Here is a 25,259-nt window from a genome sequence, read left to right as displayed (position 1 = left end):
CAACGGTGGTTCAGGCAAGGTAAACGGCATGTTATGCGCAACACTTTCGTGACATTAGATACGTGCCGTGGCCAAGAGCGAGAAAAAGTCACTAGACTGGTGCGCAGGTCTAGAAATCTTGTGGGCCGCAGTGGTCGTATCACGTCCTCGAAAGACCACCGGCTCAAGCTAGAACAACGTAGAAATCAGGGAAGAGGCGTTGCACGTGCCAGAGCAAGCACACCACCGACTTACTGAAGAGTTTGGTGGAAACGAGTGGCTAGTAGACGAGCTGTTCGAACAGTATCTCGTCGACAAGAACTCGGTAGATAAGAAATGGTGGGATATTTTCGAATCTCTCGCCGCCGAAAAGACGGCACCAGCAGCACCGGCAGCGCAGCCGGCGCCAGCGGCAGCAGCCTCGGCTGCTGCTCCAGCAGCCAACGGCCAGGGCGCACCACGCGCCGCGGCCCAGGCTCGTGCCACCGAACCAGCCCCTGCGGCCAAGGCAGCTCCGGCCGCCGAGGCAAAGAAGGCTGAACCAGCACCGAAGACTGCGCCGATCCCGGCTCAGGCACCGAAGGCTACCCCTTCCACCGAACTTTTCGGTGAGGAAAAGCGCACCCCGCTGCGTGGCCCAATGAAGGCCATCGCCACCAACATGGATGCCTCCCTCACCGTGCCTACCGCCACCACCGTGCGTGCGGTTCCAGCCAAGGTGATGATCGACAACCGCATTGTCATCAACAACCACCTCAAGCGCGCCCGCGGCGGCAAGATCTCCTTCACCCACCTGATCGGCTTCGCCGTGATCCGTGCGCTCAAGCAGATCCCATCGATGAACGTCACCTACGATGTCATCGACAAGAAGCCAACCGCGATCCAGCCAGCCCACGTGAACTTCGGCATCGCCATCGACATGCCGAAGCCAGATGGCACCCGCATGCTGGCCGTGCCGAACATCAAGGCCGCAGAGACCCTGAGCTTCAACGAGTTCTGGGCCACCTACGAAGACCTGATCAAGCGCGCCCGCGGCAACAAGCTGACCGCTGACGACTACGCCGGCACCACCGTTTCGCTGACCAACCCAGGCGGCATCGGCACCGTTCACTCGGTACCGCGCCTGTCCAAGGGCCAGGCCGCGATCATCGGCGTCGGCGCACTGGAATACCCAGCAGAGTACCGCGGCTCTTCGGAGAAGACCGTGGCTGCCTTGGGCATCGGCAAGCACATCACCCTGACCTCCACCTACGACCACCGCGTCATCCAGGGTGCAGGTTCGGGCGAATTCCTGAAGCTGGTCGAATCGCTGCTGCTCGGTGAGCAGAACTTCTACGACGAGATCTTCGAGCAGCTGCGCATCCCTTACGAGCCTGTTCGCTGGGCCGTTGACAACCAGGTCGACATCGACCTGCAGGTCAACAAGGTTGCCCGGATCCAGCACCTGATCAACTCCTACCGCGTGCGCGGCCACCTGATGGCCGACATCAACCCGCTGGAATACGTCCAGCGCAAGCACCCGGACCTGGACATCAACAACTACGGCTTGACCCTGTGGGATCTGGACCGCGAGTGGCTGGCTGGCGGTCTGGGCGGCAAGGACCGTGCCCTGCTGCGCGACATCCTCGGCGTGCTGCGCGATGCTTACTGCCGCACCATCGGCACCGAGTACATGCACCTGCAGAACCCTGAAGAGCGCGAGTGGTTCCAGGCAAAGCTGGAGTCCGGCTACGCCAAGCCAAGCCGCGAAGAGCAGCTGCGCATCCTGAGCAAGCTGAACTCCGCAGAGGCCTTCGAGACCTTCCTGCAGACCAAGTTCGTTGGCCAGAAGCGCTTCTCGCTGGAAGGCGGCGAATCGCTGATTCCACTGCTGGATGCGATCATCTCCGACGCAGCCGACGAGCAGCTGGACGAGGTCGCCATCGGCATGGCCCACCGCGGCCGCCTGAACGTGCTGACCAACATCGCCGGCAAGACCTACGCACAGGTCTTCCGCGAATTCGAAGGCACCGCTACCCCGGGCTCGGTCCAGGGTTCGGGCGACGTGAAGTACCACTTGGGCACCGAGGGTTCGTACACCTCGGATGCCGGCAACCAGACCAAGATCTACCTGGCTGCCAACCCATCGCACCTGGAAGCAGTCGATCCAGTACTCGAGGGCATCACCCGCGCCAAGCTGGACCGCCTGAACTCGAAGAACACCGTACTGCCGATCCTGGTTCACGGCGATGCCGCATTCGCAGGCCAGGGCGTTGTCTCCGAGGTACTGGCCATGAGCCAGCTGCCGGGCTACAAGACCGGCGGCACCGTGCACGTGATCGTGAACAACCAGATCGGCTTCACCACCGCTCCGAGCTCCTCGCGTTCCTCGGTCTACGCCACCGATGTGGCCCGCACCGTGCAGGCTCCGATCTTCCACGTCAACGGGGATGACCCGGAGGCAGTGGTCCACGTAGGCCAGCTGGCCTTCGAGTACCGCCAGAAGTTCGGCAAGGACGTCGTCATCGATCTGGTGTGCTACCGCCGCCGCGGCCACAACGAGGGCGATGACCCTTCGATGACCCAGCCGATCATGTACAACCTGATCGAAGCCAAGCGCTCGACCCGCAAGCTGTACACCGAGGCCCTGGTTGGCCGCGGCGACATCACGCAGGAAGAAGCCGAGAACGTATTGGCCGAGTACAAGGAGAACCTGGAGCGCATCTTCGCCGAGACGCATGCCGCCCAGACCTCCCCGATCCCGATCATCACCCCGGGCTCGACCATCAACGACCTGGAGAAGCCATTCGCCCAGGCTGCCGACGAGAACACCGTCGACGGCGCACGCGGTTCGGCCATCTCCGCACAGGTCCTGGCCAAGATCGGTGCCGCCCACCTGGAAATCCCAGAGGGCTTCACCATGCACACCAAGCTGAAGTCGCTGCTGGAACGCCGCGAGAAGATGTCCCGCGAGGGCGGCATCGACTGGGGCTTCGCCGAAATCGCTGCCCTGGGCTCGCTGTCCATGGAAGGCGTGCCAGTTCGCCTGGCCGGCCAGGACTCCCGCCGCGGCACGTTCGTGCAGCGCCACTCGGTCTTCCACGACCGCGAGAACGACAACGAGTGGTACCCAGTACACCACTTGAGCGATGACCAGGCCCCGCTGTGGATCTACGACTCGCTGCTCTCCGAATACGCAGCGCTGGGCTTCGAATACGGCTACTCGGTGGAGCGTCCGGATGCACTGGTGATGTGGGAAGCCCAGTTCGGCGACTTCGTCAACGGCGCGCAGACCGTGATCGATGAGTTCATCTCCTCGGCCGAGCAGAAGTGGTCCCAGTCCTCTTCGCTGGTCATGCTGCTGCCGCATGGCTATGAAGGCCAGGGTCCGGACCACTCCTCGGCCCGCATCGAGCGCTTCTTGCAGCTGTGTGCGGAAAACAACATGGTTGTGGCCCAGCCGTCCACCGGTGCCAACCACTTCCACCTGTTGCGCCGCCAGGCCTACGCCCGCCCGCGCAAGCCGCTGATCGTCTTCACCCCGAAGCAGCTGCTTCGCCTGAAGGCTGCGGCAAGCCAGGTCGAGGATTTCACCTCGGGCAGCTTCCGCGAGGTCATCGGCGACGCGTCGATCACCGATACGAACGCTGTGGACAAGGTGCTATTGTGCTCGGGTCGTGTCTACTACGACCTGCTCGCGGCCCGCACCAAGGCCAACGACACCAAGACCGCACTGGTACGTGTCGAGCAGCTCTACCCGGCTCCTGCCGAGCAGATCGCCGCCGAACTGGCCAAGTACCCGAACGCCTCGGTTTCGTGGGTTCAGGACGAGCCTGCTAACCAGGGTCCATGGCCGTTCTTCGGCCTGTACGTTGCTCCATCGCTGGATCAGAAGATCACCTTGGTCTCCCGTCCGGCATCGGCAGCAACCTCCGCTGGTAACGCAAAGCGCCACGAAGCAGAAAACGCAGTGCTGATCCAGCAGGCTTTCGCCCGCTAAGACGCATCAGCTGAACGCTGCTGGCCACCTGTTGCCGGCGAACTTCCTACCAAGAAACATCTTGGAAGTTCGCCGGCAACAGTGCTTTAACCCCGATGCTGGTTTTTCGCAGGAAATTGTGGGGTTTAACCAATGGCCACCTCCCCCGTTGCCGTTGCGATGACTGCTAAGGTGGGGATCGATTCATCATTTTGGAGCCAACGAAAGGTCGCCCAGTTGGAGTTACGCACAATCCGCATTACCGCAATCGGAGATGAGCTGCTGGCAGGACATGGCGACCCCCGCGGATTAGGCTGGTTCGGCCGTGTCATGGCCCGCACCCAGGATCCGGCTCTGCGTCTGCAGTCCTTCGTGCTGGCTTCCCCCGCCGAAGGATCCGAGGCCCTGGCCGAACGCTGGCTGGGCGAAGCCTCGCGCCGCTTCAGCGACCAGTACGAAAACCGCCTGGTCATCGCGCTGTCCGACCGCGACGTCGATCTGGACGTGTCCACCGCGCGCAGCCGGTTGAACCTGGCCAATATCCTGGATTCGGCCTCGCAGATGAACATCAAGGCGCTGCTGGTTGGTCCAGCCCCGGGCCTGGATGATGCGCGCAACCAGCGCGTGGCGGAACTGAACCGCGTCTATTCGGATGTGGCCCTGCGCCGCAACCACCACTACGTCGATACTTTCACCCCGCTGCGCGCCCATGCGCAATGGCGTGCTGACTTGAACGCCTCGGGCGGAGTTCCAGGCCAGGCCGGATACGGCCTGATGGCTTGGCTGGTGCTGCACCGCGGCTGGTATTCCTGGCTGGACTTGCCAGAACCCGGCGAAGGTTAACCACCGGTGTTCCGTTAGGAAATTGCCATTAAAGTGTGAAAGACTATGAGCCGGCCCGAGTTTTTCGGGAAGTAATATTGATCCCTCTAAGGAGTCACCATGTCGAAGCGCGCTCGTAAGCGTCGCGATCGCAAGCGTGGCGGTGCCAACCACGGCAAGCGCCCAAACAGCTAAGCGATGCGAACATAAAAGAACCCCGTACCCTTCGAGATCAACTCGGAAGATACGGGGTTTCTCTTTGCCTGCTTAGTGGCCGGATTCCACGCGGATCTGCGAGATCCGCGCGATGATGTTGGCCTTGAGCGTCTGCGGGGCATGCTCCTGGCAGCTGCGGCGCACCACCGAACGGATGATGCACTCCAGGTCGTACTGCTCGGTGCATTCGGGGCAGCCGTCCAGATGCGACTTGACCTCCTTGAGGTCGGCCAGGGTCAGCGCGCCGTCGAGGTACTCATAGATGCGGACGATGCGGTCATCGGCGCAATCACCCAATGAATTGCAATCCATCTTATTTCGCTCCTCGTTCAGCCTTGGCTCCGCGTTTGCTCTGCGTGCCGTTGGCGATCCCACGATCTGCGGCGTAATCCGCCAGCAGTTCCCTCAAATTCTTGCGTCCGCGATGCAGCCGGGACATCACGGTACCGATCGGCACTCCAAGGATCTCACTGGCTTCCTTGTAGCTGAAGCCCTCCACATCCACGAAGTAGACGGCCATGCGGAAGTCTTCGCCGATGGACTGCAATGCGGCCTTCACATCCGAATCCGGCAGGTGATCCAGCGCCTCGGCCTCAGCCGAACGCAACCCGGCCGGAGAATGCTCCATGGCCTGGGCCATCTGCCAATCTTCGATCGTGTCCGTGGAGGTGCGCTGCGGTTCGCGCTGCCGCTTGCGGTACAGGTTGATGTACGTGTTGGTCAGGATGCGGTACAGCCAGGCCTTCAGATTAGTGCCGGGCTTGTACTGGTGGAAGGCGGAATAGGCCTTCGTATAAGCCTCCTGCACCAGATCCTCGGCATCTGACGGGTTGCGCGCCATGCGCAGGGCAGCCGAATACAGCTGATCCACGTACTGCATCGCATCACGCTCAAAGCGTTCGCGGCGTTGCTCCTCGGACTCAGCAGCCACATCGGGCAGATTCTCGTCCACACTCTTGTTGTTCATCACTGCCGAGTCTACGCGTTCGACCGGCTTTAAGCGCGTGCCAGCACCACTGCGCAGGCCGCGTGGTTCCTCGGCAACCGCGCATGCGGTGCCGCCGGCGTTTGAAGTGTCCTGTCGTATCGTCACACTAGGTACAACCAGCCGGGACAAAACCTTATTCCCCCGCCAATCTCGGCTAGGATTAAGCAGTGGGCGCAGAGCATCTGCGATGCTGCTGCGCACCGTGAAAACTTGCCTCGAGCCGAAGGATCTACCAATCAGTACTGCAAGCGCCCCTGGGAGCCCAACCGATAAGCTGCACAACGCAGAAAAGACCTGGTGGGCCGCGCCTCATGCCGCCACCGGCCTAGACGCCATCGTCTCGGTGCCCGCTTCGAAGTCCTTGACCAACCGATATCTGATCCTGGCGGCCCTGGCCTCCTCGCCATCCACCATCCACAACACGCTCATCAGCCGCGACACCGAACTGATGCTCGACGCGCTAGCCGCCTTCGGCATCGGCATCGAACGCACCACGCAGCCAGATGGCTCCACCACCGTGGCCATCACCCCGGGCAAGCTGGCCACCGGCCCGCTGTCCATCGACTGCGGCCTGGCCGGCACCGTCATGCGCTTCGTTCCGCCGCTGGCCGCCGTTGCCGGTGCCAGCGTGGCATTCGATGGCGACGAAGCAGCCCGCGTGCGCCCGATGGCCCCGGTGCTCGACGCCTTGGAAACCCTGGGTGCCCGGATCGAATATGCCGGCACCACCGGCATGCTGCCCTTCACCATGGACGCCAGCGCATTGCAGGAGCGCCACGAGGTGCTCATCGACGCCTCGGGCAGCTCCCAGTTCATCTCCGCACTGCTGCTGGTCGGCCAAGCACTGCCTGGTGGGCTGAAGCTGCGGGCCGCCGCGGGGCATATCGCCTCCCCTGACCACATTGCCATGACCGTGCAAACCCTGCGCGAACTGGGCGTCGAGGTAGCCGTGGGCGAGGATGCACGCAGCTGGTCCATCGCACCGGGTCAGCTTTCCGGGTTCACTATCACCGTGGAACCGGACCTGTCCAACGCCGGTCCCTTCCTGGCGGCCGCCTTGGCCACCAACGGCACCGTGCGCGTGCCCTTCTGGCCTGCATCCACCACCCAGGTGGGTGGCAAATGGGTGCAGATCCTGAGCCGGATGGGCGCAGAAATCAGCCACGACGAGGACGGAGTGCTTACCGTACGCGGCACCGGAGTGATCCGCGGCATCGACTACGCCGATGCCTCCGAATTGGCTCCCACCTTGGCCGCGCTGTGTACCCTGGCGGACTCCCCCAGCAAGCTGACCGGCATCGGGCACCTGCGCGGGCACGAAACGGACCGGCTGGCGGCACTGGAAACCGAGCTTGCCAAGGTCGGTGCCACGGTGACCTCCACCGACGACGCGTTGGAAATCATTCCCGGAACCCTGCAGGCAGCTGATCTGGACTCCTACGAGGATCACCGGATGGCCACCGCAGGCGCACTGCTGGGCCTGGCCATCGAAGGGGTGCGCGTGGAAAATATCGCCACCACCGCCAAGACCATGCCCGACTTCCCGCAACTCTGGACCGACATGGCCGCCACCGCAAAGGGCCAGGGCTAATGCGCTACTCGGACTACGACGAATCCTCGGTACGCATCCGCCCGAACAAGAAGGGCAGCCGCCCGCGCACCAAGGACCGCCCTGCCTACGAGCAAGCGGTGATCGGCCGCATCATCACCGTGGACCGCGGCCGCTACACCGCGATCCTGGATGAAGATACCGCCAACGAACGCATCGTGATCGCCGCCCGCGCCCGCGAACTGCGCCGCCAAGCCATCGTTCCCGGTGACCTGGTGGGACTGGTAGGCGATACCTCCGGCAAGCCCGATACCCTGTCCCGGCTGATCCGCATCGAAGAACGCACCACGCTGCTGCGCCGCAGCGCCGATGACACCGACGCGACCGAGCGCGTGGTCGTAGCCAACGTGGACAAGCTGGTCATCGTGGTGGCCGCAGCGAACCCCGAGCCGCGCACCGGCTTCGTGGACCGCGCCCTGGTGGCCGCCTACGACGCCGGCATCCAGCCGGTGCTGTGCGTGACCAAGGCCGATGTGAAGGACCCAGCCGACTTCCTGACCCACTACGAGGGCCTGGATTTCCCGGTAGTCATTTCCCGCACCACCGCAGCCGATGCCTCCGGTGTGGATGCGCGCAGCGCCGACGGTGCCAGCGCCCGCCTGGATGCCGGGGCCCTGGCCGAACTTGAACAGATCCTCTCGGGCTGCGTCTCAGTGGTCCTGGGCCACTCCGGAGTCGGCAAGTCCACCCTGGTCAACGCGCTGACCGGCTCCACCCGCGCCACCGGGCACGTGAACGCGGTGACCGGCCGCGGCCGGCACACCTCCTCCAACGCCCTGGCCCTGCGCCTGGGCGATACCCCTGGCTCCTGGCTGATCGACACCCCGGGCATCCGCTCCTTCGGGCTGGGCCTGGTGGATCCGGATAACATCCTGGCCGCCTTCGAAGACCTGGCCGAAATCGCCACCGGCTGCCCGCGCGGCTGCACCCACGCCGCCGGCGAGGCCGGCTGCGCGCTGGAAGCCTGGGCCGAAAACGCCGAAGGCACCCAGGCAGCAGACCGGCTGGCTTCCTACCGCCGGTTGGTCACCACCGAGGAAACCACGCACGAAAAGGAGCTCGGCGCGCTCTAAGCGCCCGCGAACACCATGGCTGAATACACCCTGCAGCAAGATCTCGACTTCGCCCTGGCCCTGGCCGACAAGGTCGATGCCTTCACCCTGGCCCGCTACGGCGCCAACGACCTGGTGGTCGAATCCAAGCCGGACATGACCCCGGTCTCCGACGCCGACCGCGGCGCCGAACAGCTGATCCTGGCCGAACTGGCCGCCCACCGGCCCGATGATTCGGTGCTCGGCGAGGAATTCGGCGTGCACGGCAGCGGTTCGCGGCGCTGGGTCATCGACCCGATCGACGGCACCAAGAACTTCGTGCGCCGCGTGCCGGTCTGGGCCACGCTGATCGCGCTGCTCATCGACGACGAACCGGTACTCGGCGTGGTTTCCGCCCCGGCCATGGTCCGCCGCTGGCATGCGGCCACCGATCTGGGCGCCTTCGTGACCGAACCCGGAGCAGCGGTGGGCACCACCGCCACCCGCCCGCTGCAGGTTTCCTCGGTCGCCTCGCTGGCCGATTCCTCGCTGGGGTACGCCTCGTTGAACGGCTGGAAGGACGCCGGCAAGCTCGATGGCTTCCTGGAGCTGCTGGATACCGCCTGGCGCACCCGCGGCTACGGCGACTTCCTGTCCTACGCGCTGCTGGCCGAGGGTGCGCTGGATGCCGCCTTCGAGCCGGAACTCGAACTTTACGACATGGCCGCACTGGTGCCGGTAGTGCGCGAAGCCGGGGGCCGGTTCACCTCTGTCGCCGGCGTTGAAGGCTGCCACGGCGGCAATGCACTGGCCACCAATGGCAAGCTGCACGAGGCGATCCTGCCGTATCTGAATCGCAGCTAGGCTGGCACCAGGATGAAAAGCGCACGCCGCGGGCCGTCCGGGCTGACCACCAGTGAAGAGGACTACCTCAAGGCGCTGTACCTGCTCACCGAGTGGGAAGAGACCGAGGTGAGCACCGGCGCGCTGGCCGACCAGCTGGGCCTGTCCCCTGCCTCGGCCACCGCGATGGTGCAGAAGCTGGCGGCCAAGTCGCTGGTCCACCACGTGCCGCGCGGAGCCATCACGCTCAGTTCCACCGGCAGGCGCGAAGCCTTGCGCATGGTGCGCCGCCACCGGCTGCTGGAAACCTTCCTGCGCGACGAGCTGGGCTACGGCTGGGATGAAGTCCATGATGAGGCCGAAGAGCTGGAGCACACCGTCACCGACCGCTTCGTGGACGCCTTGGATGCCCGGCTGGGCTATCCGCGGCACGATCCGCACGGGGATGCAATTCCCAGCGCGCACGGCCAGCTGCCGGCCTCGCAGGCCATCCGCTTGGACCGCTTTACCGGCGCTCGGGCCATCATCGACCGGATCAGCGACGAGGATCCGCAGTTCCTGCGCCGTGCCGCAGCCCAGGGCCTGGTGCCCGGAGCGGTAATCGAACTGCCCCATCAGCTGGATTTCATCGAAGCTTCGCTGATCTGGGTGCGCCGCAGCTAGGGGTGCCCCAGCTGTGCAAGAATAAAAAGCGACGCGCCACCACGGCGCACCCGAGCGCTCAGGGAGGCAGCATGGTTGCACGGCCGATCATTCTCGGCGTTCCCGATCGCGTTGATGCCCATGTGCTGGCCACCGCCGCAGAACTTGCCGCCAAGCTGCGCACCACGTTGCTGTGCATCCACGTGGATGCCACCCGCTACCAGCTGGAAGAACTGGACGATGGCTCCGTGCGCAGCGCCCCGCTGGACCCTGATTCCGGCGAAGAATCGCTTCAGGACTTCCCCGCGGAACTGCTCCAGCAGATCCGAGCGCAGTTGGCAGGCTTGGACCTGCACTGGCAGACCCAGGCCAGGGCTGGCGGAGCCGGAGCGCAACTGGCACAGCTTGCCGTGGCCCATGACGCGGCATTGATCGTGCTCGGAGTTCGCCAGCGCTCGGTGGCCAACAGGATCCGCGAGGTGCTCAACGGCTCCGTCGCCCTGCATCTGGCGCATCGACAGTGCTATCCAGTCCTCCTGGTCCCGCCACCAGCTTCCCCTCGCGCAGAATAGCTCCCCGCACCATGACATTGCCACCGGCACCAACCTCGCAGAACTCTGCGCCACGAGTCTATCTGCGTCCTGGCTTGCTGTTGCTGGTGTTCCTCGGTGGCGCACTGGGAACTGCCGCCCGGCAGGCCTTAGGCATGCTCTTCCCCGAGGCAAGCGTTGTCCCGGTCTCAATTTTCATCGCCAATATCCTCGGCGCCTTCCTGCTGGGGATGCTGCTTGAAGCGCTCTCGCGACGAGGCCGGGATGTGGGCCGGCGCCGCTCGCTTCGCCTGTTGCTGGGCACCGGCTTCATGGGTGGCTTCACCACCTACAGCGCCCTGGCTACAGGAACCATGCAGTTGCTGCGCTCCGGGGCCATGCCCTGGGCGCTGGCTTATCCCCTGGGCACGGTGATCCTCGGCGCGCTGGCGACCTGGTGCGGTATCGCGGTGGGTGCCAAATGGGCGGCCCGATCCCCCGGAGGACGTCGATAGTGCTCTCCCCCGGCTTATTCCTGATCGTCTCGCTGTGTGGCGGCGTAGGTGCCTGCCTGCGCTTCGTGCTTGATGCTCTGATCAAATTATGGCTTCCAAGCTCGTTGCCCTGGGGAACGATCCTCATCAACATCTCAGGGTCCTTCGCTTTGGGCCTGCTCACCGGGCTGTTCGCCGGAGGGCTCTTGCCTGAGCCATGGCTAGTGGCAGCCGGTACGGGCCTACTTGGCGGCTACACGACATTTTCCACGGCCAGTTTCGAAACCATTCGCCTGCTGCAGGCAGGCCAGCTTGCAGCCAGCCTGGTTAACGCCGCAGGTACCTTGCTGGCGACGGTCTTAGCGGCCCTGCTCGGCTTCCAAGTAGCGTTGCTGTTCTAGCCGGAAATAACAAATACCAAGCCCTTCGGCTTGGCATTTGCTGTAATTCTAGCGAGCTGCGCGTCGTCCCTTGGGAGCACCGCTGCTTGCTCTGCTTGGAGCCTGCTTAGGCGGCTTCTTGGTCCGGTCGTGCGGCACCACATAACCACCGGTGGCAATGACCAATATCGCGCTGATTGCGGTCAACGCGAGCATCGCAATCGCCCAGATCTGGGACTGGTCATAGAAGGAGTGGTCCACGCTCAGCCAGAGGACGTAAGCGCCAACCAGGTAAATGATATGTATCAGCAGCAGCCTGGTGCGCAACCGGAGCTTGACGACGGCCTTCGGGGAGAAGAAGATCGCCCACACCACCAACAGCGGAATAACTACTACGAGAATTGCCGGAATCGTCGGCAAGTCGATGAAGGCGATCGCCGCCAACGCTGCGGCGAAGAGCAGCCCTACTTCCAAGAGGAAAGCCACTACGGCATAGATTGCTGAAAGGAAAGGCGATACCCGTTGGGAACTATTTTTACCCATCGACTTCAATCTCACTCCAATTCTGCACACGATGCCGTTTCAAAGCCTAGGACTTTCATTTCAAGTCTATGTGTAAATTCTCCATCCTACGAACAGGCTCGCGATGCAAACGCCGACTTCGAGGCAAACAAAAAGCTCCGGAATCAAGACGTTGGTCCTGATTCCGGAGCTGAATTTTGTGGAGATGGGGAGAATTGAAAACCCCTAGATCGAATTTTCTGGCTAGTCGGTGTTGCTGAGTTCCGCAGAATCATGCGGTTCTCATCTAGGCTCGATCACTATCGTTCTAGGCTGTGATGCTTTAAGCATCACGCGATTCGAGCATTCTAGGGCTTGAAAACTGAAAGCCTCACTTCCTAAGCTCGGCGCTCCGAAGGAAGGCTTTCAAGGAAATCCGCAAGCTCAGCGGTAAGGATAATAGGCTTAGTGGTGCCCCATAGAGTGGTGTAACGCCCGGTGACCAGACCATAAGAAAGCGGCCACCGGATATATCCTTCGAGAAAGCTCACTACTTCTCACTCGAAAGGTAATCTCACGATGACCGCACCTCATATTATCGACCCTCAACCCCTTCTTGTCGAAGCGCTCACCGACGCGTCCCCGGACCTAATGCGCCAGTTATTGCAAACCATGATCAATACGCTGCTTTCCGCCGACGCGGACGCCGTGGTCGGCGCTGAATACGGGAAGAGCACTCATACTCGGAGCACGTAACGCAACGGGCATCGTCACCGTGATCTGGACACCCGGGTCGGGACCGTGGACGTCGCGGTCCCCAAGCTCCGGCAAGGCACGTATTTTCCTTCATTGGCTACTTGAACGGCGTAAGCGCGCCGAGACCGCGATGATCACCGTCGTGGCCGACTGCTACCTCGCCGGGGTCTCGACCCGCCGCATGGACAAGCTCGTCAAGCAACTCGGCATCCACTCGCTCTCCAAGTCCCAGGTCTCCCGGATGGCCTCCGACCTGGATGAACAGGTCGAGCAGTTCCGCCACCGCCCCCTCTCGGAGGCTGGCCCGTTCACGTTGGTGGCCGCGGATGCGCTGACGATGAAGGTGCGCGAAGGAGGCCGGGTGATCAACGCGGTCGTGCTGATCGCGACCGGGGTCAACGCCGATGGGCGACGTGAAGTGCTGGGAGTGAAGGTCGCGACCAGCGAAACAAAGTCCGCGTGGAACACGTTCTTCGCCGACCTTATCGCCCGGGGCCTGACCGGGGTCCGGTTGGTGACCTCGGACGCCCACACGGGGCTGGTGGACGCGATCGTAAGCGAATCTGCCCGGTGCGGTCTGGCAGCGGTGCAGGACGCATTACGCGGCGAACCTGATGGGGGTGACCCCGAAAACTATGTGGCCGACGGTCAAGGCCATGCTGCACTCGGTCTCTGACCAACCCGACGCCGACGCGGTGCACGCCCAGTTCGACCGGTTGCTGGACTACGTACAGGAGAAACTCCCGGCCGTGTTCGAGCACCTGGATGCGGCTAAGGAGGAGATCCTCGCGTTTAGTGGGTTCCCGAAGAATGTGTGGCAGCAGATCTGGTCGAACAACCCGAATGAGCGGTTGAATCGCGAGATTCGTCGGCGCACCGATAGCGTGGGGATCTTCCCGACCCGCGAGGCGATCATCCGCCTGATCGGGGCGGTGTTGGCCGAGCAGACCGATGAGTGGGCCGAGGGGCGCCGGTATCTCGGGCTGGACGTGTTGGCTCGGTGTCGGATGAGCGTCGTGGCCCCCGGGTAGGACACCACCACGGAGAAGGAGGTGGTGACGTATTCGTTCCACGCGCTGAGCGCCTGACCTGATCGTTGCGAAGGATCAGGCGTTGCACCACTCCCCGGGACTTGACCGGTGATTGATGCGTTCGAGGAAACACTCACGGACTCACAGAAGCTTGTCGTTTCCGAGCGACTGAGTGAATGCCATGTCGCCTAATGCTTCGCCCTCGCCTATTTCGGCGGGGGCGTTTCATTGTTTACGAGGGTTCTATAACGATTCGGTTTCGAATTTATTTCGGGAATGATTTCTTGGATAGGGTGAAGTTTGATCACTCAATCAATCAATAGGAGGAACCCCGAATGAAGAAGCTTGCACCGCTGGCTGCCGCGGCCGCGCTAGCCCTGTCCCTGACTGCGTGCTCGGGCGAAATCGAGAAGGGCGGCGCCGAACCTGCCGCATCGTCTGAGGCGACCAAGGAGAGCGCAACCACCGAGCAGGTAGAGACTCTACAGTTCGGCGACAAGTACACCTGGACCAACGGCGTATCCATGGCAATTAGCAAGCCGAAGAAGTTTGAGTTGAGCGAAGTCGGAAAGATGGTTGTCACCAACGAAGATGCTAATTTCGTGAGCTTCGACGTGGTGGTGGAGAACGGTTCCGAAGAAGATTTCGACCCGGTGATGATTCACTTCACCGCATCGTCGGATGGTGAAGAGGCTGAGGCGGTATTCGACACCGACAACAAGCTTGACGGCCCGCCGCAGACCACCATCAAGCCGGGCAAATCGGCGAAGTTCAAGATCGGTTTCGGCGTGGCTGACCCGAAGGACATCACCATGGACGCAAGCGCAGGCATGGAGTATTCCACCCAGACGTTCGCGAACTAGCCTAGAACGCACGAGAACGCCCCCTCCACGCTTCAATGCGTCGAGGGGGCGTTCTTGTCTATCCGAGGGCGTCTGCGGCTTTCTGGTCATCGTCGTTCGCCAGCCGTGCGTAGATCTTCAATGTGGTTTGCGGATCCTCGTGACCGAGGCGCGCCTGTACAACGCTCACGGGCACACCGGCCTGCAACAAGTGCGTAGTGTGCGCTTTGCGGATCTCATGAATCCATGGCTTTTCGTCCAGATCTCCATCTTCCACAAGCTTGTTGATGACCGGCTGCCATGTGTACTTGTGAAAGTAGCTGTTGCGCAAGAACTCGCCGTCGGGTCGAGTGAAGATCAGCTCTCCGGGGCGAAGGTCTTTCATGTGCTCGATCAGATCTGCGGACAGCTCCAAGCTACACGTGACGTTGCGCTTCGCCATCTCAGTTTTCGGTGGGCCGATCTGCTCCCCATCGTCGGTGGACTTCCACGCTCGAGTGATCATGATGATGCACCGCTTGCCCTCGACTCGGATATCGCGCTTTCGTAGCGCGGTCGCTTCGTTGTAGCGAAGCCCGGTCTTGGCCAGCACCCGAATGAATAGCTTGTACTGGTCTGGCATGGCGTCCTCGATGATCTGTAGATCCTCAAGCGAGAGATAGACCGCTTCGCGGGCCTCGCCCTTATCTGGGTCGCCTATCCCCTTCGCCACGTTCTTCGCCATCTTGCCTTCCTCCACGGCGGTGTCGAAGGCGCTGGAGAGCAGAGCGTGGATGTTTTTCTTGGTGCGCTGGGATAGCTCGGAGCCTATGGGCTTGTTGGAGCCTTTCACTGCCCGGAGTCCGGCCATCCAGTCGATCACGTGTTGCTTGGTGACTTTGTCGATGGCCATGTTGCCGAGGGTGGAGCCGATGATGTGCCCGGCGTTGTGATTCCGGTATCGCTTGATTGTCCCGGTTTGCGGCTTGGTGAGCTGGTCAATGTGGGAGGTCACGATCTCATGCACGCGAGGCATCCGCTTATCGTGAATGCGCTTCACCTCTGTGGCCGCCTTGAGGCTGGACCCGTTCGCCTCCAGAAAGTCTTTGAATGTCCGAGCTTTCACTTCGTCATCGAAGATGCGCGAGGCCATCTTGCCGGTGTCCTTGTTCCGGTACACCACCCGGTAGCCGGTGTCCTTCTTGCGCTCGATAGTCTGGATGACTGCCACTTTGATCTATGCCGTTCTATGTCGTTCCTGTATTGCTCGGGGTGGCGTTTAAGCATCATTTAAGCCGTTTTAAGCATCATGAAAAAAGAAAACCCCGTGATCATGCCGATCACGGGGTCAACTATAGTGGAGATGGGGAGAATTGAACTCCCGTCCGATGTGGTGTTGCCAGGTCTTCTCCGGGCGCAGTTTGCTACGGAATTTCTCTGCCCCAACCATCACGCAAACATGTGGTTGATCCGAGCACAGTTGCCTAAATGTGTACCCAGCAGCGGCAACATCCGCTGGATACAGTGGCTATCTAAATGACGTTAGGAACAGGGGCGATAGCATCCCCTGGCTAACGGACTGTCTGGCTGCTTAGGCAGCGAGAGCGAAGTCAGTGCGCTTTGATTCGGCACTTATTGGTTTGCAAAGAGCGTTTACGAGATAACTTTGCGTCCTCGGCCCGCTTCATCTGTCGCGACTCACACCGTCGAAACCGATCATCCCCGTATTTTGTTGTCAGTCCCGGTTTCCCGAGTACAACCACACCCTAAGGCGTGTCTATCAAGCATAGCGCAACGCATGGGATTGCTCCAACGCGAAATGCACCACACCCTGGTCTTAAGCGTTGCCGCGGTTGCGCTCACGCATCGCACGCAACGCTTCGCGGTTGTCCTGCTTTTCGCGCAGGGTCTGCCGCTTGTCGAATTCCCGCTTACCGCGGGCTACGCCGATTTCCACCTTGGCACGGCCAGATTTGAAGTACAGGCTCAATGGGACAACGGTGAGCCCGGCCTCGCTGATCTTGCGCTCAATTTTGATTAGTTCCTGGCGGTGCAGCAAAAGCTTGCGGCGACGACGTGCCGCATGATTGGTCCACGATCCATTGAGGTATTCAGGGATATAGACATTCTCGATGTACAGCTCATCGCGGTAGAACTGGCAGAAGCCGTCCACCAGCGAGGCTTTGCCTTCGCGCAGCGACTTCACTTCAGTACCCGTGAGCACCATGCCTGCTTCGAAGGTGTCGAGAATTTCAAAATCGTGGCGCGCCTTGCGGTTGCTCGCGATCACTCGATCTTCTTGGTTCTTCTTAGCCACGTTTCTCCTTGCATGTCGCGAGCGGATTCCCGCGCACAGACTACAAGTCTAGCGCTAGAGAAGTCCCAATGGGTTCACATGGGAACCGTTGATAATCGTTTCGAAGTGCAAGTGGCAGCCAGTCGAGTTACCGGTGGTACCGACATAGCCGATTACCTGGCCACGTTTCACATGCTGGCCCACGCTCACTGCGATGCGTGACATGTGGTGGTAATTGGTTGCCAAGGCCTTGCCCTTGATGACGCCGTGCGAAAGAGTGACCTTGTTGCCCGAGGAGCCACCCCAGCCGGCCATCCAGACCTCACCGGCAGCTGCAGCTGTAATCGGCGAACCGCATTGGCCGCCAAAGCCCCAGTCAATGCCTGCGTGGACGTAACCGCCACGGCCACCGTAATCAATGGTTCCGGCAGGAGTTGGACGCCAGCCGAAAGTCGAGGTCAATCGGTTACTGGTGGTCGGCTTAACCAATCCCCAGCTGCTCGGCTCAGAGTAGTTTGAAGTCTTCTTCTCAGGCTTCGGAGCCGCATAGGTCTTCTTCTTGTAAGTCTTTTTCTGCGCCTTGGCCTCGGCGGCCTTGCGTTCCTGCTCAGCTTCATACGCAGCCTTTTCGGCAGCGATGCGCTTCCGCTCTGCTTCGGCTTCCTTACGCGCTTTTTCTTCAGCCTTGCGCTTACGCTCGGCGGCTTCGCGGATCAAACGCTCCTGGCGTTCCTTGATCTGCTGGTTGACCGCCGCGTATTCCTTTTGCTGATTATCCAGCTTGGCCTGAATTCGTGGCTTCTGAGATTCCAGTTCGGCGCTGAGCTTTTCGGTGCTGGCAACCAGCGCGTCCAGCTCATTCTTGGCGCTCTGTGCGGCGTCGCGAGCGGCCTGCTCCTGCTCCAAGGCCTCCTCGGCCTGTGCCTTCAGGGAAGAAATTTCCTTCTCGACAGCAACTAGTCGAAGCTTATTGCTTTCGTTGCTTGCCTGCTCCTGCGCCAGATCGTTGTACTTGGCGTTCTGGGATTCCATGGCACGGTTGGCCATGTCCAGCCCGTCAGCCATCTTGGTGGCCGAGTCCATGTTCAGAATCATGTCCAGGCCGCCTGAAACACCGCCTCGCTTATAGGCTTCGGAAGCGATTTGTGCCATCGCGTCTTCGGCTTCTGAAATCTTTGCGGCGTTTTCTTCGATCTGCTTGGCGACTTCATCGCGAGTGGCCTGCGCGCTGACCAAGCGGTTATTGAGGTCGGCTACAGTTGCTTGGGCATTGGCTACGCGGCTTTGCGCGTCAGCCAATGCCTGCTGTGCAATAGGAACCTGGGCCTGCTGGTTACGCAACTTCTGATCGGTTTCTTGGATGTCAGCATCCAAGAACTCCATGTCGTTCTCGAGGTTGTCGATATTCTTTTCGACTTGAGCTTTCTTGTCGTCCAGTTCATCGGCGACAACCAAGCCTGCCGGCAACGTCAGCGCGAGAGCCATGGCTCCACCGATAGAGGCGCGTAGGAATTTACGTCGCACTGCGTTCGAAAGCATAGAGCTCCTTTAAGAAATTGCGTACTTCGGTTCAGCCTAAGTAACGATTCGGCTAAACCTTCAGGTAACGCTTCAACGTTACCACTGATGAAATTGTGGCCAAAACGATACCAATAATCAAGAGTATCGGAGCAACTAGCCAAATTTCGTTGGTAGAGATGAAAGCTACACCCACGTTTTCATTGGCCAGTTTGTCCTCAACGAGGAACCGCAACAGCAACCACAGAGTCCCCGATGCAAGCAAACCGCCAATCAGCGACGCAATCACACCTTCGATAATGAATGGCAGCTGAATTGTTGCTTTTGATGCTCCGACGAGTCGCATGATGGTTGTCTCAAGCCGTCGGTGCATGGCCGAAAGCTGAATGGTTGTACCCGTCAGCAAGACCGCACAAACGATCATCACGATTGCCACGACAGCTGCCGCAGCGGAAGCCACACGCACTAATTGGAAGACCTTTTCAAGCAATTCTCTCTGGTCAATGACTGAGTCAACACCTTCAACGGTGGAGAAGGCTTCATTGATCACCGGATACTTTTCCGGGTCCACCAGTCCTACGCGGAATGATTCAGGCAGCTGCTCGGCAGTGACCTGGTCAACCAAAGCCGAGTTCTCGTACTGGTCCAAGAAGTTCTTGTACGCCTGGTCCTTGGACTCGTAGGCAAATTCCTTGATGTACGGGGCGAGCTGCTCGGATTTGAGCATCTCTTCGATGTTCTGGCGCTGCTCTTCGGAAACAGCGCTGCCAGCGCAGTTTGGCGAAGTGCTGGTGTCATCGCAGAGGTAAACCGCAACTTCCATGCGGTCATACCAGTAGCCCTTCATCTGGTTGATCTGGAGCTGCAACAATACCGAGGCACCAACGAAGGTCAACGATACGAAGGTCACCAGTACCACGGAGACGACCATGACGACGTTCTGCCGCAGGCCCTTCGCCGCTTCGCGGAGAATAAATCCTAGTCTCACTGGTCCTCGTCTTTCTTTTCCTCAGCCACCTGTGACTCTTCGTCGTATTCCACCGCGGAATCGCCAACAAGCAATTCACGCGAACCGTCCTGGTTGACCACGGTGGTCATCGGTGCGTACTGGCCATCAATTTCGTCGCGGATAACTTGTCCGCGGCTCAGCTCGATCACGCGGTGGCGGTACTCGCTGACCAGTTCGTGTGCGTGCGTTGCCATCAGGACGGTAGTGCCGTTCTGATTAATGCGGTTGAGCACGTTCATGACTTCAATGCTGTTCTTGCGGTCCAAGTTGCCCGTGGGCTCATCGGCAAGCAAGATCGATGGCCTGTTGACAATAGCGCGGGCAATGCCGACGCGCTGCTGCTCACCACCGGAAAGTTCAGTTGGCTTGCGTCGAGCCTTATCTTCAAGACCTACCATTTTCAGTGCGTCCGGCACCCGCTCGCGAATCTGAGCCCGGGAGGCACCAATAACTTCCATGGCGAAAGCCACATTGTCGAAAACCGTACGTTCGCGCAACAGGCGGAAGTCCTGGAAAACGAACCCGATGTCACGGCGCAGTTTAGGCACACGGCGGCTCGGGATGCGGTTCAGGTTCTGACCTGCCACATAGACGGAACCGCCAGTGGAGCGCTTTTCGCGCAATACCAAACTAAGGAAGGTCGACTTACCCGAACCGGATTCACCAACCAAGAAGGCGAATTCGCCACGGTCTATCTCGATGCTTACATCTTCCAAAGCCGCATTCTGCTGCTTCGGCTCGTAAACCATCGAGACGTTTTCGAATTTAATCATGTCTTCAATCGCTAGTCTTCGTCGGGGCGCGACCCACGAATACCAATCTCGAGATCAAACGTTTTTGGATGCGCCAGTCTTCCAAACACTATCTGTGCAAGGTAACGAACTCGCCTAAATAAAAGGTGTGTTGCCAGATTCATGCCCTACGTACAGCTAACCCAAAGTGCTCAGCTTGGGCATGACTAGCCATATTCAGCGATGCGAACTTCGTGCCGGTGACGATACTTACACCCTTTATGACAAAAACGTTTACCCCAGAGGGGATTCGCGATAGCGCTTACTTACTTGGGCGACGCTCCCCTGCACGCCAGCGGATACCGGCATCAATGAAGTCGTCAATTTCGCCGTCAAGCACTGCCTGGGTGTTGCCCACTTCATGTTCAGTGCGCAGGTCCTTGACCATTTGGTACGGGTTGAGCACGTAGGAGCGCATCTGGTCGCCCCACGTTGCCTTCACGTCTCCGGCAAATTCCTTCTTCTGCGCATCTTCCTGTTCCTTCTTCAGCAACAGCAGTCGAGACTGAAGGACTCTAAGGGCGGCGGCACGGTTCTGGATCTGCGACTTTTCGTTCTGCATCGAGACCACAACACCAGTAGGAATGTGCGTCATGCGTACTGCAGAGTCCGTGGTGTTCACGCTCTGGCCGCCAGGACCCGAAGAACGGAAGACATCCACGCGAATTTCCGATTCAGGAATTTCGATCGTGTCAGTCTGCTCGATCAGCGGAACAACTTCCACCGCAGCAAACGACGTCTGGCGACGACCCTGGTTATCGAAAGGCGAAATACGAACCAGACGGTGCGTGCCGGCTTCTACCGATAGCGTACCGAAGGCATACGGCGCGTCGATTTCAAAGGTTGCCGACTTAAGCCCGGCCTCTTCGGCATAGGAAGTATCCATGACAGTAGCCTTGTATCCACGGCGCTCGGCCCAACGCAGGTACATGCGCAACAGCATCTCTGCGAAGTCTGCGGCATCAACGCCGCCTGCGCCGGAGCGAATGGTCACGACTGCACCACGAGAATCGAATTCACCACTCAGCAACGTCACGATTTCCAGATCAGCAAGTGATTTCTGGATGCTGACTAGCTCTTTTTCTGCCTCATCCAACGTATCGGCATCGTCTTCAAGCTCGGCTAGCTCAACGAGAACTTCCAGATCATCGATCCGGGTACGCAAACGAGTTAGCCGCTCCAGCTCCGACTGGCGATGGGATAGCTTACTGGTGACGATTTGTGCAGCAGCCGGGTCATCCCAGAGGTTGGGAACGCCGGCTTCCTCCGAGAGGACTGCAATGTCAGCCTTGATCTGATCGACATCGCTCACGTCTTCAATTGCGGAGAATGTCGAACGCAGTGAGCGGATTTCAGCGGAGAAGTCAGTTTTAGCCATGGTCTTCTAAGACTACGTCATTTACCCGTTGATCCTTGAGTCCAGCCGTAGCGCGGCAGGTACACTCCACGCACAGTTGCGACCGGAAATCGCAGCAATGAACCTTGTGGCCCGCGCAAGAGCAGAGTGCTCAAATTCCGGCACCGACCGCTGTGTGCTTTACCTAGCGGGAATTTTGATGAGGTACATACCGCGACCGCGGCCTTGGCTACCGAAAACAGGAAAATCCGAATGCGCTGTCACCGTCGACCGGTTTGCCTCACGGATTTATCTGCTCAGGACAGTTCGGGCCGTTGATTCGACAGTTATGGGAACGCCGCTTGGAATAATCCATCCCACGATTGGAGGTTGCACCGACCCACTGAGCTTGAGCCTGGCTCCTTGCCCATCAGACATGATTTGCACTCGTGCAATACGTAAGTTATCGACCCGGCCGGCCGCTCCGACATCCGAAAGGTACTGTTGAACGGCTCGATGCACGCGTTGTTGCTCCAGCTGAATTTTTGGCCTGCCACCGTCGGCGACGAATTCGAATTCATCAACGGCAGCCACGACCGCCCCATCGGCCAGCGACAGCAACTGCCGGGCCTTGAGGTTGACCGCGCTGGCTGCCAGCACCACCGATATCGTCAGCAAGGTAATAGCGCACAGGCCTATGGCCAGCACGAGGGATTGTCCGTCCTCATCCCCTAGTCTAGGTACCGTTCGTTTGGGCCTATCCAAATCGATCAGTCCTTTGCGAAGCTGAAGAGTCCACGGTGAAAGCCGACGCTTCAACCCAGTCCGATACAAAGGGCAAGGGTACATCTAGCTCGACCCTGATCGTGACAACGCTACCCGGACTTAGGCACTCCTTGTCACAACTTATTGAAGTTCTCGCGTTGGCATACCCGAAGCTGGCCATGGTCCTTCGTACGACGGCATGCGCATCGGATCTGGCTTGGGCGGGTGTTTGGGCAACTGCAAAGACTTTGGCCGCGTGGTCAGCGGCACCAACTACGGCATAACTTCCGCCTTGAAGCTGGCCGGCGGCCAAAATCAAATACACCATGGGGATCAGCAGCACCGTGGAAGCAAAGATGAACTCCACGATCGCGCTCCCCCGTTCATCGGCGCATGCTCTGTCGCGGATCTTCCAAGCCAGGTGCCGGACGCTAGTCATAACGCACCGCTTCTCCCTCAACGTGCAGCTCCCATCCATTCGGCAGGAGTCCAATCAAAGGAACTCGCGTATTAACGGATACGTTCACCAGCTGATTCTCGCCAATGTTGGTCGTACTCACTGCGATGCCTGAGGCAAAGCCACCATGAAGGCTTTCGGTAATCAACGTCCGAGTCCTGCCTTCAGCATCGCCTGCTGAACGGTTGGCCAAGGCGCCATAGTGGGCACCGTTCGACGCCGCATCGATCAGGGTGTTGCGCACGTGCAGTACCAACGCGAGTTGCACGAGCGTCATCGCGATGAGCACAAGCAAAGTTGTAATCATGACAAATTCGGCTACGGCAGACCCACGTTCGTTACCCAAAGGTTCCATAGGATCTGGCCCTTCCCGCGAATGCGCCTTACCTCTCATATGTGCCTATCCCAGCCCTGAAACTCGATCAATGGCTTGGTTGAACAGGTCCTGCAAACGTGGTCCTGCGATGGCGAGCAAAGCGGCAACCAGAAGTGCAGACATGAGCGTGATCATGACCCATCCTGGTACGTCTCCTCGACTGTCCTTTAATTTCGGAGCAAATCTTCCCCAGACTTGTTCACTGGTTGCAACGATCTGCAACACGAGATTGAGCATCACTTCTTGTAGGCGGTACATGAGGATCCTTCCAACTAATTAATGGTTTTCACCGTGAATAATTCGAGCTTTCTAGGCATCTTTCAATAGCTCATCTCCAATAACGCCAGGCCTGGGAAGACCGCGAAAACAATGGTGAGTGGAAGGATCCCGAATACGACTGGGACAAGCATGGAAATCTCTCGTTTTCCGGCGACTTCCATGAGCTCTCTTTTGGAAGCATCCCGAACATCTTGGGCTTGATCCCTGAGGACTTGGGCCAAGGGCGTGCCACGCTCCGTTGCCACCACAATGGCATCGACAAATCGCGTCATGGCTCCGACCTGCATCCGGTCAGACATGTGCTGCATCGCCTGGACCATCGGTGTACCTGCGTGAATATCGTTCAAGGTTTTCGTGAATTCATCACCGATCACGCCATGACAGATTCGTGAAATTCTTTCGATGGCCCCAGTGGTTGATTCGCCCGCACCGACGGTCAGGGCCAGAACTTCAGCCACTGTCGGGAACTGAGTCAGTATTTTTCTAGCTCTACGGTTGATTTGTTCGCCGAGCCACCAACCGCGCATGGCGTAGCCAATAATTCCGAAACCGACGACGACCAGCACCGATAGGACTAACGACACCCGATATTGGATGGCGGCGAAGGCCATGAATGCAGAGCCGGCCACCAAGCCCGTCAAGGCATAGACAATTTCTTGGGACCGATAATCAATAACGCTCATGTCCAGTCCGGCCGCGTCCAAACGCTTGCGTAGTGTATCCGCCGAAGGACTATGCAGGCTTGCCAGCCTTTTGATCTGTAGCAACATCGGCGCTGCTAACTGTCCTAATGCCGAGTATCCGGATTCCGAATGCCAGGAGTCTTCAAGCATGCGCGAGCTTCGCACCCCAACACGAACGTGGGGTGCAATCCGATCAGCGAAGGCCATCTTGCGCCATCCCGGCAGGTTGACAACGATCAGCCACAGACCCAGGCCAAGCCCTAGTCCGCAAAGCGCTGCCCACGACGCATAGCTGCTCATGCCAGCACTCGTTCTTCGACCGGCAAGGTACCCAGGCGGAGCATGATTCGGTAGCAAATGAAGGAAACCAGCATGCCAAGCGAAAGCACAATCACACCGCCAACTGTCATATACGCATCCTTGGCTGCTTCCTGTGTGCCTAGGACCAAGAGCAGGATCCATGGCGCGGCAACGGCCAAACGAGCCGCCGACACGATCCAGGACTGGCGGGCTGCAAGTTCCCCGCGTGTCCTGACGTCATCGCGCAAGAATGCCGACAGCGTCGTGAGCGTATGTCCTAGGTCAGTGCCACCAACTTCACGCGTGATACGCAGGGTCGTGAGAATCTTGTCGGCCACCGGGTCTGCCAAGCGCTCGCCCAATTGGTCCAGAGCGACAGCAAAGTTCGCGGTTGCCCGATAGTCCAAGGCGAAATCTCGGAATAAGGGGCGCAGTATCTGTGGACCCACCATTGCCAGTTGACTCAATGCTTCGGGAAGTGAGAGACCGGCCCGGATGGCGCTACGCAAATGATCAACCACTTCTGGCCATTGTTCTTGCAATGCGGCTTGTCGCTTAGCGGCTTGGTGTCTTAAATAGACCCACGGTGCAAACGAACCGAAAATGCAAAAGACCAAAGCAAAGAGCCATGATGCGGTCAGTGCCAAGGTAATCAACGTAAACGTTATTCCGCATACGACACAGATCACGATGAACTTCGAGGGAGCCAAATTGCCCATGCCAGCATGGAGCAGAGCATTCTTGATGGCAGAACTGCGATTTCGAGATTTTGCCCATGGTGCAAAGAGCAACCAGTCAACCATCAACGCGATGCCTAATCCGCCCATAAGCGCAAAGAACACAACCAC

Annotated in this window: 25 protein-coding genes, 1 other RNA gene and 1 pseudogene; 12 read left to right on the top strand and 15 right to left on the bottom strand. The window is 59.7% G+C overall.

Annotated features, from left to right (window positions below):
* Window positions 1-205: 205 nt before the first annotated feature.
* From AARI_RS06780 to AARI_RS20405, 3 genes are all read left to right on the top strand, one after another.
* Window positions 206-3,958, top strand: a complete 3,753-nt coding sequence (locus tag AARI_RS06780; protein WP_013348588.1) for a multifunctional oxoglutarate decarboxylase/oxoglutarate dehydrogenase thiamine pyrophosphate-binding subunit/dihydrolipoyllysine-residue succinyltransferase subunit — start codon at window positions 206-208, stop codon at window positions 3,956-3,958.
* Window positions 3,959-4,174: 216 nt separating this feature from the next.
* Window positions 4,175-4,780: a GDSL-type esterase/lipase family protein gene (locus AARI_RS06775; protein ID WP_041649560.1), complete on the top strand. Its 606-nt coding sequence runs from the start codon at window positions 4,175-4,177 to the stop codon at window positions 4,778-4,780.
* 99 nt (window positions 4,781-4,879) lie between these two features.
* Window positions 4,880-4,954, top strand: a complete 75-nt coding sequence (locus AARI_RS20405; RefSeq protein ID WP_369299107.1) for a 50S ribosomal protein bL37 — start codon at window positions 4,880-4,882, stop codon at window positions 4,952-4,954.
* Between the two features lie 72 nt (window positions 4,955-5,026).
* Here AARI_RS20405 and rsrA read toward each other — a convergent pair whose 3' ends face one another.
* Entirely contained in the window at window positions 5,027-5,287 is a 261-nt protein-coding gene (rsrA, locus tag AARI_RS06770; RefSeq protein WP_013348586.1) for a mycothiol system anti-sigma-R factor, read from the bottom strand.
* A gap of 1 nt (window position 5,288) precedes the next feature.
* A complete protein-coding gene (locus tag AARI_RS06765) occupies window positions 5,289-5,942 on the bottom strand; it encodes a sigma-70 family RNA polymerase sigma factor (RefSeq protein ID WP_081461212.1) in 654 nt (217 codons plus the stop codon).
* A gap of 208 nt (window positions 5,943-6,150) precedes the next feature.
* Between AARI_RS06765 and aroA the strand changes: the two genes are divergently transcribed.
* The 7 genes from aroA (at window position 6,151) to crcB (ending at window position 11,513) form a co-directional block, all read left to right on the top strand.
* A complete protein-coding gene (gene aroA / locus AARI_RS06760; protein WP_013348584.1) occupies window positions 6,151-7,554 on the top strand; it encodes a 3-phosphoshikimate 1-carboxyvinyltransferase in 1,404 nt (467 codons plus the stop codon).
* The gene (gene rsgA / locus AARI_RS06755; RefSeq protein WP_013348583.1) at window positions 7,554-8,645 is read left to right on the top strand and encodes a ribosome small subunit-dependent GTPase A; all 1,092 of its coding nucleotides are present in this window, start codon (window positions 7,554-7,556) and stop codon (window positions 8,643-8,645) included. The genes aroA and rsgA overlap by 1 nt, the downstream gene beginning before the upstream one ends.
* Before the next feature lie 15 nt (window positions 8,646-8,660).
* On the top strand, window positions 8,661-9,467 hold the full coding sequence (locus AARI_RS06750; RefSeq protein WP_013348582.1) for an inositol monophosphatase family protein: 807 nt from the start codon (window positions 8,661-8,663) through the stop codon (window positions 9,465-9,467).
* A 12-nt stretch (window positions 9,468-9,479) separates the two neighbouring features.
* Complete coding sequence (locus AARI_RS06745) at window positions 9,480-10,109, top strand: metal-dependent transcriptional regulator (RefSeq protein WP_013348581.1); 630 nt, start codon at window positions 9,480-9,482, stop codon at window positions 10,107-10,109.
* A gap of 71 nt (window positions 10,110-10,180) precedes the next feature.
* A complete protein-coding gene (locus tag AARI_RS06740; protein WP_013348580.1) occupies window positions 10,181-10,660 on the top strand; it encodes a universal stress protein in 480 nt (159 codons plus the stop codon).
* 11 nt (window positions 10,661-10,671) lie between these two features.
* Window positions 10,672-11,133 carry a fluoride efflux transporter FluC gene (locus tag AARI_RS06735; RefSeq protein ID WP_013348579.1) on the top strand — a complete coding sequence of 154 codons (462 nt, stop codon included), beginning with the start codon at window positions 10,672-10,674 and terminating at the stop codon, window positions 11,131-11,133.
* Window positions 11,133-11,513 carry a fluoride efflux transporter CrcB gene (gene crcB, locus AARI_RS06730; RefSeq protein ID WP_013348578.1) on the top strand — a complete coding sequence of 127 codons (381 nt, stop codon included), beginning with the start codon at window positions 11,133-11,135 and terminating at the stop codon, window positions 11,511-11,513. The genes AARI_RS06735 and crcB overlap by 1 nt, the downstream gene beginning before the upstream one ends.
* A 48-nt stretch (window positions 11,514-11,561) precedes the next feature.
* Here crcB and AARI_RS06725 read toward each other — a convergent pair whose 3' ends face one another.
* Window positions 11,562-12,035 (bottom strand): DUF2568 domain-containing protein, encoded by a 474-nt coding sequence (locus tag AARI_RS06725; protein WP_013348577.1) that lies wholly within the window; start codon window positions 12,033-12,035, stop codon window positions 11,562-11,564.
* A 537-nt stretch (window positions 12,036-12,572) separates the two neighbouring features.
* On the opposite strand from AARI_RS06725, the pseudogene AARI_RS06720 reads away from it, so the two are divergent.
* Both AARI_RS06720 and AARI_RS06715 read left to right on the top strand, forming a co-directional pair.
* Window positions 12,573-13,780: pseudogene (locus tag AARI_RS06720) on the top strand (IS256 family transposase).
* Window positions 13,781-14,115: 335 nt separating this feature from the next.
* On the top strand, window positions 14,116-14,643 hold the full coding sequence (locus AARI_RS06715; RefSeq protein WP_013348576.1) for a DUF4352 domain-containing protein: 528 nt from the start codon (window positions 14,116-14,118) through the stop codon (window positions 14,641-14,643).
* Between the two features lie 58 nt (window positions 14,644-14,701).
* Here the strand turns inward: AARI_RS06715 and AARI_RS06710 are convergent, their stop codons facing one another.
* The 12 genes from AARI_RS06710 to AARI_RS06655 all read right to left on the bottom strand — a co-directional run bounded on the left by AARI_RS06710 (window position 14,702) and on the right by AARI_RS06655 (window position 25,259).
* Complete coding sequence (locus tag AARI_RS06710; RefSeq protein WP_013348575.1) at window positions 14,702-15,832, bottom strand: tyrosine-type recombinase/integrase; 1,131 nt, start codon at window positions 15,830-15,832, stop codon at window positions 14,702-14,704.
* 124 nt (window positions 15,833-15,956) lie between these two features.
* Window positions 15,957-16,325, bottom strand: a transfer-messenger RNA (tmRNA) gene (gene ssrA / locus AARI_RS18935).
* A gap of 113 nt (window positions 16,326-16,438) precedes the next feature.
* Complete coding sequence (smpB, locus tag AARI_RS06705; protein WP_013348574.1) at window positions 16,439-16,918, bottom strand: SsrA-binding protein SmpB; 480 nt, start codon at window positions 16,916-16,918, stop codon at window positions 16,439-16,441.
* 54 nt (window positions 16,919-16,972) lie between these two features.
* Window positions 16,973-18,436 carry a M23 family metallopeptidase gene (locus tag AARI_RS06700; protein ID WP_013348573.1) on the bottom strand — a complete coding sequence of 488 codons (1,464 nt, stop codon included), beginning with the start codon at window positions 18,434-18,436 and terminating at the stop codon, window positions 16,973-16,975.
* 52 nt (window positions 18,437-18,488) lie between these two features.
* Entirely contained in the window at window positions 18,489-19,403 is a 915-nt protein-coding gene (gene ftsX, locus AARI_RS06695; protein ID WP_013348572.1) for a permease-like cell division protein FtsX, read from the bottom strand.
* Window positions 19,400-20,197 (bottom strand): cell division ATP-binding protein FtsE, encoded by a 798-nt coding sequence (gene ftsE, locus AARI_RS06690; protein ID WP_013348571.1) that lies wholly within the window; start codon window positions 20,195-20,197, stop codon window positions 19,400-19,402. The genes ftsX and ftsE overlap by 4 nt, the downstream gene beginning before the upstream one ends.
* 280 nt (window positions 20,198-20,477) lie before the next feature.
* Window positions 20,478-21,593 carry a peptide chain release factor 2 gene (gene prfB, locus AARI_RS06685; RefSeq protein ID WP_013348570.1) on the bottom strand — a complete coding sequence of 372 codons (1,116 nt, stop codon included), beginning with the start codon at window positions 21,591-21,593 and terminating at the stop codon, window positions 20,478-20,480.
* A gap of 267 nt (window positions 21,594-21,860) precedes the next feature.
* Window positions 21,861-22,259 carry a hypothetical protein gene (locus AARI_RS06680; protein WP_013348569.1) on the bottom strand — a complete coding sequence of 133 codons (399 nt, stop codon included), beginning with the start codon at window positions 22,257-22,259 and terminating at the stop codon, window positions 21,861-21,863.
* 488 nt (window positions 22,260-22,747) lie between these two features.
* Window positions 22,748-23,119: a TadE family protein gene (locus tag AARI_RS06670; RefSeq protein WP_157867108.1), complete on the bottom strand. Its 372-nt coding sequence runs from the start codon at window positions 23,117-23,119 to the stop codon at window positions 22,748-22,750.
* A 54-nt stretch (window positions 23,120-23,173) separates the two neighbouring features.
* Entirely contained in the window at window positions 23,174-23,407 is a 234-nt protein-coding gene (locus tag AARI_RS06665) for a hypothetical protein (RefSeq protein WP_013348566.1), read from the bottom strand.
* Window positions 23,408-23,469: 62 nt separating this feature from the next.
* Window positions 23,470-24,411: a type II secretion system F family protein gene (locus AARI_RS06660; RefSeq protein ID WP_013348565.1), complete on the bottom strand. Its 942-nt coding sequence runs from the start codon at window positions 24,409-24,411 to the stop codon at window positions 23,470-23,472.
* Window positions 24,408-25,259, bottom strand: a complete 852-nt coding sequence (locus AARI_RS06655) for a type II secretion system F family protein (RefSeq protein WP_013348564.1) — start codon at window positions 25,257-25,259, stop codon at window positions 24,408-24,410. Before AARI_RS06655 ends, AARI_RS06660 begins: the two co-directional genes overlap by 4 nt.

Origin of the sequence: Glutamicibacter arilaitensis Re117 (genome assembly GCF_000197735.1) — a bacterium.
GTDB lineage: Bacteria > Actinomycetota > Actinomycetes > Actinomycetales > Micrococcaceae > Glutamicibacter > Glutamicibacter arilaitensis.
The sequence above is the reverse complement of the archived record's forward strand: the minus strand, read 5'-3'. Positions and strand labels throughout refer to the sequence as shown.